The following is a 9,194-nucleotide window of genomic DNA, read 5'->3' on the forward strand; positions in this document are numbered from 1 at the left end:
ACAAAACCAAAGAGTGACACGAAGAAAACGAAGACTTCGAATAGCCCTAGGCCACGCCGCACAGGTTAAAGATCAAGTTAGGGCCGGTTTCATAAGAACTGGCCGGCCTGCGGCGGGCCCGGACGACGACCGACGGCGTTGCGGTTTCGTCCGGATACAACACCGGTATCCGGACGAAACCGCGCCTTGCCGGATCGCCGCCCGGACTCCGCCTCGGCTCGACCGCCCTTATGAAACCGGCCCTAGTCCGGCAATAGCGGCATCTCGACATCGGGAGCCCGGCCGAGCAGCACCGCCCGGGTGAGTGCCGTCGAGCCGAAGCGGTCGCGGACCGCGTCCACGGCGGCGTCCAGGTCGGCCCCGGTGTCGGGTTGGAACGGCAACTCCGGCTGCACCGGGTTGTCGTCCAGGTTGCCGACCGAGACGCCGAGCAGGGTGACGCCGCGCCGGTCGATCTCCGGTAGGGCGGCCCGCAGCAGTGTCCGGGCGGCGGCGAGCAGTGGGCTGGTGTCCGCAGTCGCCTTGCGCACCGTATGCGAGCGGGTGGCGCGGGTGTAGTCGCCGAAACGTAGCCGCAGCACCACGGTCCGTCCGGACCGTCCGGCCGCCCGCATCCGTCGGGTGACCCGGTCGACCAGGCCGGCGAGGATGGCGTCCAGTTCCTCCGGCGCATGCGGGGTACGACCCAACGCGTGCTGCGCGCCCATCGAGCCCCGGCGGCGGCCCACCTGCACCGCCCGGGGGTCCCGGTCGTGGGCGAGAGCGTGCAGGTGCCGACCGGTGCCGGCCCCGAGCAGGGACACCAGCGCGGCCTCGCCGAGCCGGGCCACGTCCGCCACGGTACGGATCCGGCGTTCCCGAAGCTTCGCGGCGGTGACCGGACCGACGCCCCAGAGCCGTTCCACCGGCAGCGGATGCAGGAACGCCGTCTCGGCGTCGGGGGCGACAACCAGCAGCCCGTCCGGCTTCGCCACTCCGCTGGCCACCTTCGCCAGGAACTTCGTCCGGGCCACACCCACCGTGATCGGCAGGCCGACCCGGTCGCGGACCTCCCGGCGCAGCCGCTGGGCGATGTCGGCCGGTGTGCCGACCAGCCGGCGTAGCCCGCCCACGTCGAGGAACGCCTCGTCGATGGAGAGCCCCTCGACCAGCGGCGTGGTCTGCCGGAAGATCTCGAACACCGCCCGGCTGGCCTGCGTGTATGCCGACATCCGGGGCGGCACCACGATCGCGTCCGGGCAGAGCCGTCGTGCCTGCTGACCGCCCATCGCGCTGCGCACACCCCGCGCCTTCGCCTCGTAGCTGGCGGCCAGCACCACGCCGCCGCCGACGATCACCGGCCGTCCGCGCAGGCGCGGGTCGTCACGCTGCTCGACCGACGCGTAGAAGGCGTCCAGGTCGGCGTGCAGGATGTGGGCGCCGTGCGACACGTACACATGTTCGCATGACGGCCGATCGTCACGGCAGTGAGCTGGGAGAACGCCCGCTCAGTCGAGGCAGAACTCGTTGCCCTCCGGGTCTGCCATGACGATGTGGCCGGCGCCGAGCGGGGGAGCGGGCTCGTGTCGGGCGAGCCGCGTGGCGCCCCGAGCGGCGAGCCGGTCGGCCTCCGCCTCCAGGGCCGCCATCCGGTCGTCGCCCGTCAGCCCCGGCGCGGCCCGCACATCGAGGTGGACGCGATTCTTGGCCTGCTTGCCCTCCGGCACCCGCTGGAAGAACAGCCGTGGCCCCGCCCCCGTGGGGTCGACCACCGCCGACGCGTCGTTGCGGCGCTCCGGCGGCACACCCATCGCGTCCAACGCGGCCTCCCACGAGTCGAAGCCCACGGGCGGGCCCTGCAACTCGTAGCCGAGGGTGTCGGCCCAGAACGCCGACAGGGCGGCCGGATCGGCAGCGTCGAACGTTATCTGCACCTCACGGGCCATGGCAGCATCCTCGTTTCCGGTCTGGTCGGTCATGTCGCCATCCTCTCGCGACGGACCGACAGGATCGGTGCGCAACGGCCGCGGTCAGCTCACAGGTCGCCGAAGGGGCGGGCGTAGCGGAATTCGCCCCGGATCGATCCGTGCCAGGCGGTCAGCGGTCGGGCCATGAAGTACTGCGGGCCCCACGGCTGCGGCGGGGTGATGCCCAGCTCGACGGCCGGCCGGAACCCGAAACGCGGGTAGTAATCGGGGTGGCCGAGCAGCACCACGAGCGCCTCGTCTCGGGCGTCGGGCGACCGTCGCGACCGCCGTCGGTGCTCCTGGTGGCGGTGTCCGTGCTGATCCCGTGTTCCGGCGCGTGCTCCGGCCCGTGTTCCGGCGCGTGCTCCGGCCCGTGTTCCGGCGCGTGTTCCGGCCCGTGTTCCGGATCGTCGGCAGGGCCGTGGTCGGCGGCGGCGAAGGCTGCGGCGTGCACGGCCCGGATGGCGTCGACATCGGCGGGGGTCTCGCGTCGGATCAACACCGCGCCACCATAGGCCGGCCGGGAACACGACTCCACGAGTTATTCGCGCGGCGCTGGGTGACGCTGAAGGAGACTCTGGCGGACCCGCTTCTCGGCAGGTGTCGATTGGCACCGCTTAGGCCTCGGGACGGAAGTACCACAAGAAGCGTGATGCCTGGGAGTCATCTTGATGACTCCCAGGCATCACGCTCGTCGGGCATCACGCTCGTCGGGCATCACGCTCGTCGGGCATCACGCTCGTCGGGCATCACGCTCGTCGGGCATCACGCTCGTCGGGCGTCGGGCGTCGGGCGTCGGGCGCGGTAGGCGGTGGTGGGCCGTGGGCCGTGGGCGGGGTCAGCCGACGGCGGTGGGTGACGGCGGGGCGCTGCCGCCCTGGGGCGCCTCCGGGGTCATCAGCCGGATGATCTCTTTCTGGTCGGCAGGGGAGGGCAGCCCCCAGTGCGGCCGGTACCCGTACACCTCGTGCAGTGGGGTGGAGCCGGTGCGGCCGTCCAGGATCTCCACGGCGTCCGTGCCGATCAGGCCGGGGTGTTCCACGCCGCAGGCCTCGGCGACCTTGGTCAGGTCCCGGCGCAACGTCGCCAGGTAGTTGGCTGCCCGGACGGACTTGAGCGTCGGGTCGAGGCCCCGGGCCAGCCACGCGTTCTGTGTCGCCACCCCGGTGGGGCAGCTGTCGGTGTGGCACTTCTGCGCCTGGATGCAGCCGATCGACAGCATCGCCTCCCGGCCCACGTTGACCATGTCGCAGCCGAGCGCGAACGCCACCACGGCGTTGTCCGGCAGGCCGAGCTTGCCGCTGCCGATGAACACCACCCGCTCGTGCAGGTCGTGTTCCGCGAAGACCTTGTAGACCCGGGAGAAGCCCTGTTGGAACGGGAGCGACACCGAATCGGTGAAGATCAGCGGTGCGGCGCCGGTGCCTCCCTCGCCGCCGTCGACCGTCACGAAGTCGACGCCCCGGCCCGTGTCGCGCATCAGGCCGGCCAGCTCCTGCCAGAAGCTCAGGTCGCCGACCGCCGACTTGATGCCCACCGGCAGGCCCGTCTCGGCGGCCAGCAGCTCCACCCAGTCCAGCAGGCTGTCGCAGTCGGAGAACTCGGCGTGCCGCGATGGGCTCACGCAGTCCTGACCGGCCGGGATGCCCCGGGTCGCGGCGATCTCGGCGGACACCTTCGCTCCGGGGAGCAGGCCGCCGAGGCTCGGCTTCGCCCCCTGGCTTAGCTTGATCTCCAGGGCGCGCACGGGAGCGCCGGCGACGAGGTCCTTGAGCCGGTCGAGGCTGAACCGGCCGTGTTCGTCGCGGCAGCCGAAGTACGCCGTACCGAGCTGGAAGATTAGGTCACCGCCGTTGCGGTGGTACGGCGACAGGCCACCCTCTCCGGTGTTCTGCAGACATTCGGCGAGGGCGGCGCCCTTGTTCAGCGCGGTGATGGCGTTGCCGGAGAGCGAGCCGAAGCTCATGCCGGAGATGTTGACCACCGACCCCGGCCGGAAGGCGCGCGCTCGACCCCGGGCCGCCCCGAGTACCTTCGCGCACGGCAGTCGGACGTCGTGCCCGGCCGTCGGCGACGACGGTGGGACGGCCCGGCCGAACGTGCGGTGCTTGATGATCGGGTACCCGGGGGTGAACTCGATGTCGTTGTCCGTACCGAAGCCGAAGTAGTTGTTCTCCTGCTTGGCGGACGCGTACACCCAGCGGCGCTGGTCCCGGGTGAACGGGCGCTCCTCGTTGTTGCCCGCCACGATGTACTGCCGCAGCTCCGGCCCGATCGCCTCCAGCAGGTACCGGGCGCGGCCCAGCACCGGGAAGTTGCGCAGCAGCGCGTGGTCGCGCTGGATCAGATCCCTCGCGGCGAGCGCCGCGACGGCGGCGGCGACCGTGGGTACGGCTCGACGGGCCCAAGTCATGACCAGCACTCTTTCCGCCCGCGCCGTCGGCCAAACCGGCCAGTCGCGCCGACGCGCTGGTCAGGACCCAGGCCGGGTTGTGGCCGCTGAGAAGAGCCGACAACGAGGCGCGCGCGCCTTCGCGCTTGTGGCGGGCCCGGTGCGGTGCGGGTTCAACCCGCACCGCACCCGGTGGCTCAGCGGTGCCGGAACGTCTCGCGGACGGACCCGCCGACGATCGTGCACCACGTGCTGGTGCTGAGCTTGCCGTTGCGGGGCAGACCGTGCAGTGCCTGCAGGTCCTGCACCGCTCTGCGGGTGGCGTGGTCGTAGGCCCCGGTGACGGTCACCGCGTACCCCTTCTTGGCCAGGATCTCCTGCACCGCGGTGACCGGCGCTCCGCTGGCGTGCTGGTCCAACTCGGGCGCCAGCGTCTCCCAGGTCGCCGTGGTGAGCGTGGCGTCCACGTCGACCGGGATGCCGTTGCGGGCCTGCCAGTCCTGCACGGCGGCCACGGTCGCGGCGTCGAACGTGCCGCTGACCGTCACGGCGTAGCCCCGGAAGGCCAGCAGGTGCTGCACCACCCGGACCGACGGCGAGTTGACGAACCGCCACAGGTCGGGCCAGCGGCGGGCCGGCACGTCACCGAGCGACGTGCCGAGGGCGGCGTGCACGCGCCGCCGCAGCTCGGGGAACTGCCGGTAGAAGGCCGCGCCGGGGCAATCGGTCGTGCGGAAGTCCCAGTGGCCGAAGATGTCGTACGCGTGCAGCCCGTACTGCCGGCAGATCGTCACGCAGAGCTTGACCAGCGAGTCGGTGAGCGCCTCCGGTGGCGTCTCGGTGACGTAGGTGCCCTCGTTCTCGATGCCGATGGCCCGGCCGTTCTCACCCGGGCAGTGCGCCGCGATCATCTGGCGGTCGCCGGCTTCGAGGCGCTCCAGGCTGCCCCGGCGGCCCTCCAGCGCGTAGCCGCCCCGGCTCACCGTGAAGTGCTGACCGGTGTCCGACCAGCCGTTGCCGTCCACGTGCAGGTCCTGGCAGTCGTGGGCCAGCTTGACCGCCTGCTCGCGGGAGTAGTCGGTGACGTTCGGGAACGCCATGTGATGCACGATGATCTTGTTGGTGGCGATGGCGCTGACCGACAGCGGGTCCGCCGGTGGGCGGGCGCCCCACTCGTCGCAGCCGATGATCCAGTCCAGGTCCGTGCCGGGGGCGGCCTGCGCCGCGCCCGAGAAGGCGAGTTCGCTTCCGACGACGGCGACCGCAGCCGCGCCGAGACCGGCGCGCAGCAGTGTCCGGCGGTCCACTTCGGAATGCTCGACGTGCATGACATCTCCTCCTGCGGCCGACGGCGGGGGGATGAAAAGTAGCTCCAGTGGCCGCACGCACCACGGAGAATATTGCCAGACCCGGCCGCGCACCAGAGCCAGTCGCGTTTCCGTGTCCGCTGTTGGGGGTAGGTCGGGGGCGGACTGTCCGCGCTGCCTCTTAAGGAATAACCAGATGAGTGACAAGGTCAGCGACGCGGTGGGCGACGCCCTCCGCTCGGTGATGCTCTTCCTGCCCAAAGCCGTCGCCTTCGTGGCGATCCTGGCGGCCGGATGGCTGATCGCCAAGGCCGTGTTGAAGATCGTGGAGAAGATCCTCGAACGGGTCGGCTTCGACCGCGCCGTCGAGCGCGGCGGCATCCGTCGCGCCCTCAACCGATCCCGGTACGACGCCAGCGACATCGTCGCGAAGCTCGCGTACTACGCGGTGCTGCTGCTCACCCTCCAGCTCGCCTTCGGCATCTGGGGACCCAACCCGATCTCCGACCTCATCACCGCCGTGGTCGCGTGGTTGCCCCGCGCCTTCGTCGCGATCGTCATCGTCGTGGTCGCCGCCGCCATCGCCAACGCCGTCAAGGACATCATCGGCGGCGCGCTCGGCGGGCTGTCGTACGGCCGGGCCCTGGCGGGCATCGCCTCGGTGTTCATCCTCGGTCTGGGCGTCATCGCCGCGTTGAACCAGATCGGCGTGGCCACCGCGGTCACCACCCCGGTGCTGATCGCCGTGCTGGCCACCGTCGGCGGCATCCTCGTGGTCGGAGTCGGCGGTGGCCTCATCCGTCCGATGCAGAATCGCTGGGAGTCGTGGCTGACCCGCGCCGAGCAGGAGTCGCAGGCGATCGCCACCCACACCCGCGCCTACCGGGCCGCGCGCGCCGACGCCGAGGCCGAGGCGGCACGAGCCGAGACCGCCCGCACCGAGGCCGAAGCGGCCCGGTCGGCCGCCGCCCGCGCCGACGCGGACCGCACGTCGGCCGTAGGCCGTCCCTTCGAGGCCGACAGCACGTCGACGACGACTTTCCCGTCGGATGCGGACGCCACGCAGATCGTGAACCGCCACTCCGACCCCGAGGCCACGCAGATCGTGACCCGCCACTCCGACCCCGAGGCCACGCAGGTGGTGACCCGCCCGTCCGACGCGGACGCCGACCAGGTGACCTCTCGCCAGTCGGATCCCGAGGTCACGCAGGTGGTGACCCGCCCGTCCGACGCGGACGCCACGCCGGTGCGGTCGTCGACCGACGACACGACCCAGGTCGTCGGCCGGGAGACGTCCGCCGACGCCGCCCCGGCCCGGGAGGCCACCGACGACACGACGCAGGTGGTGGGCCCCAGCCGGGACGCCGACACGACCCAGGTGATCAGCGGTGGTGTGGTCCCCGGGCAGCGCACCAGCGACGACAGCGAGACCACGACGGTCATCCCGCCGGTGGACCCCGACCGGCGCTGAGCCGGGTCGGGTCGAGCGGAGGGCCAGCGGGGCGGAATCCACCGGGATTCCGCCCCGCTCCCGTCTCGCCCGGCCCGTCGAAAGGCCTGGCCGGCGTCGGCGCGACCGGTCTACCATCGCCGATATGACCTGGCGACATTGATCCCGCCCCGTAGGCCACACCCGTGGGCCACCGCGGACACCGCACGTCCGGTGTCCGCGTCCACTCCCACGGGAAGGTCCCCATGAACCATCTCGCCGCGCGCGTGCCCGACCCGGCGGTGCGCCGCCTCTCGGCGACCCTCTACGGGTACGCGTTCCTCAGCGACCTCGTCCTGCTCTACCCGCTGTACGTGGTGCTCTTCGCCGACACCGGCCTGTCGGTGGGGCAGATCTCGTCGCTGTTCGTCATCTGGTCGGGCGCCGGAATCCTGTTCGAGGTGCCGTCCGGCGCGTGGGCCGACGTGGTGTCCCGCCGGCTGCTGCTGTGCCTCGCCCCGCTGGTGACCGCCGCCGGCTACGCGCTGTGGGTGCTGCTCCCGTCGTACCCGGCCTTCGCGGTTGGTTTCCTGCTCTGGGGCGCCGGTGGCGCGTTGGTCTCCGGCGCGCTGGAGGCACTGGTCTGGACCGAGTTGGCCCGCCTCGACGCCAGCGACCGGTACGCCCGCGTGCTCGGCCGCGCGCGCACCGCGGGCGTCCTGGGCGTGGTGGTCACGGGGGTGCTCGCCGGCCCGGTGTTCGCCGCCGGTGGGTACCCGGCGGTCGGCGCGGGCAGCGTGCTCGCCTGCCTGCTCGCCGCGACCGTCGCCACCCGGTTCCCCGAACACCGCCCGTCGCCGGTCGTGGAGTCCGGTCCGGACGACCACGACGACGAGCTGACCTGGGCCGGGACGCTGCGGGCCGGTGTGCGGCAGGTTCGTACGCGGCCACCCGTGCGAGCCGCCGTGCTGCTGGTCGCCGTGGTGGCCGCCGACTGGGGAGCGCTGGACGAGTACACGCCGCTGCTGGCCCTGGACACCGGCGCCGGCGCACGGGCGGTACCACTGCTGCTCCTGCTGCTGTGGGCCGGCGTGACCGTGGGCGGGCTGCTCGCCCCGATGGGCGAACGGCTCGGCCGCCGCGGCTACGCAGCGCTGCTGGGGATCGTCGCGGTCGCGCTGGCCGGCGGCGCACTCGTCCGGCACCCGGCCGGTTTCGTGCTGCTCGCGGTGGCGTTCGCGGCCGCGCAACTGGCCACCGTCCTGGCCGACGCGCGACTACAGGCCCGGATCACCGGCGGCAGCCGCGCCACCGTCACCTCTCTGGCCGGGATGCTCACCGACGTGCTGATCATCGGGACGTACGCCGGGTACGGGCTGGTCGCCACGGCAGCCGGCAACGCGGTCGCGTTCGCGGTGGCCGCCGGGGCGTACCTCATCGTGGGCCTGGCGCTGCTGATCCGCCGCCGGCGCTCGACGGCCGTGAGCGGCGGCGTCGCCGCGGTCGTGGGCAGCGGCCCGGGCTGAGGGTGCGGCCCGGCGGCGGTCGCCCAGGCGCCCCCGTTACGACTGGTCGCCGTCGAGGTAGACCCAGCGGCCGTCCTCGCGGGCGAAGCGGCTGCGTTCGGTGAGCGTGCCCGGCTGGCCGGCCGCGCGGTAGTGGGCGTGGAACGTCACGGTGCCGGTGGCGTCGAGCAGGCCACCCCGCTCGGTCTCGACGATCTCCAGCCGCATCCACCGCTGCGCCGGGTCCAGATCGAGCTGCTCCGGCCGGGTCATGGAGTGCCAACTGCGCAGCAGGTAGTCGGTGTCGCCCAGCGCGAACGCGCTGAACCGCGAGCGCATCAACGCCTCGGCGGTCGACGCCGGGGCGTCGCCGCTGTGCGCGGGGGAGCAGCAGTCGGCGTACGCCCGGCCGGTGCCGCAGGGGCAGAGTCTGCCGGTTGTCGCGTTCGCCCGCCGGCCTCGTCCCGCTTTGCCCACCCGGCCATCCTGCCGCACCACCGGGTGGCCCCGGTGACCGGCCGCCGCCGACCCTGACCCGCCGCCGATCTGTGAGTGGGGTTGTCAAGAGGTGCGGTGGTGGGTGGTGATGGTGCGGTAGAGCTGTCGGGCGATGTA

7 protein-coding genes and 1 pseudogene are annotated in these 9,194 nt (G+C 72.3%); 2 read left to right on the top strand and 6 right to left on the bottom strand.

The window, feature by feature from the left end:
• Positions 1-242: 242 nt before the first annotated feature.
• The 5 genes from dinB to ACLQ25_RS32160 all read right to left on the bottom strand — a co-directional run bounded on the left by dinB (position 243) and on the right by ACLQ25_RS32160 (position 5,666).
• Positions 243-1,430, bottom strand: coding sequence for a DNA polymerase IV (gene dinB, locus ACLQ25_RS32140; RefSeq protein WP_425734489.1), 1,188 nt, complete (start codon positions 1,428-1,430; stop codon positions 243-245).
• Between the two features lie 57 nt (positions 1,431-1,487).
• Entirely contained in the window at positions 1,488-1,925 is a 438-nt protein-coding gene (locus ACLQ25_RS32145) for a VOC family protein (RefSeq protein ID WP_425734495.1), read from the bottom strand.
• 89 nt (positions 1,926-2,014) lie between these two features.
• Complete coding sequence (locus ACLQ25_RS32150; RefSeq protein ID WP_425734490.1) at positions 2,015-2,194, bottom strand: hypothetical protein; 180 nt, start codon at positions 2,192-2,194, stop codon at positions 2,015-2,017.
• Positions 2,195-2,784: 590 nt separating this feature from the next.
• Positions 2,785-4,359: an FMN-binding glutamate synthase family protein gene (locus tag ACLQ25_RS32155; protein ID WP_425734491.1), complete on the bottom strand. Its 1,575-nt coding sequence runs from the start codon at positions 4,357-4,359 to the stop codon at positions 2,785-2,787.
• Between the two features lie 176 nt (positions 4,360-4,535).
• Positions 4,536-5,666, bottom strand: coding sequence for a peptidoglycan recognition protein family protein (locus tag ACLQ25_RS32160; RefSeq protein ID WP_425734492.1), 1,131 nt, complete (start codon positions 5,664-5,666; stop codon positions 4,536-4,538).
• A gap of 175 nt (positions 5,667-5,841) precedes the next feature.
• Here ACLQ25_RS32160 and ACLQ25_RS32165 point away from each other — a divergent pair.
• Both ACLQ25_RS32165 and ACLQ25_RS32170 read left to right on the top strand, forming a co-directional pair.
• A pseudogene (locus ACLQ25_RS32165) lies at positions 5,842-6,648 on the top strand (mechanosensitive ion channel family protein); the annotation flags it as partial.
• A gap of 692 nt (positions 6,649-7,340) precedes the next feature.
• The gene (locus tag ACLQ25_RS32170; protein ID WP_425734493.1) at positions 7,341-8,600 is read left to right on the top strand and encodes an MFS transporter; all 1,260 of its coding nucleotides are present in this window, start codon (positions 7,341-7,343) and stop codon (positions 8,598-8,600) included.
• Positions 8,601-8,636: 36 nt separating this feature from the next.
• Here the strand turns inward: ACLQ25_RS32170 and ACLQ25_RS32175 are convergent, their stop codons facing one another.
• Positions 8,637-9,056: a YchJ family protein gene (locus ACLQ25_RS32175; RefSeq protein ID WP_425734494.1), complete on the bottom strand. Its 420-nt coding sequence runs from the start codon at positions 9,054-9,056 to the stop codon at positions 8,637-8,639.
• Positions 9,057-9,194 lie beyond the last annotated feature (138 nt).

Source organism: Micromonospora sp. DT44 (assembly GCF_049841635.1).
GTDB lineage: Bacteria > Actinomycetota > Actinomycetes > Mycobacteriales > Micromonosporaceae > Micromonospora.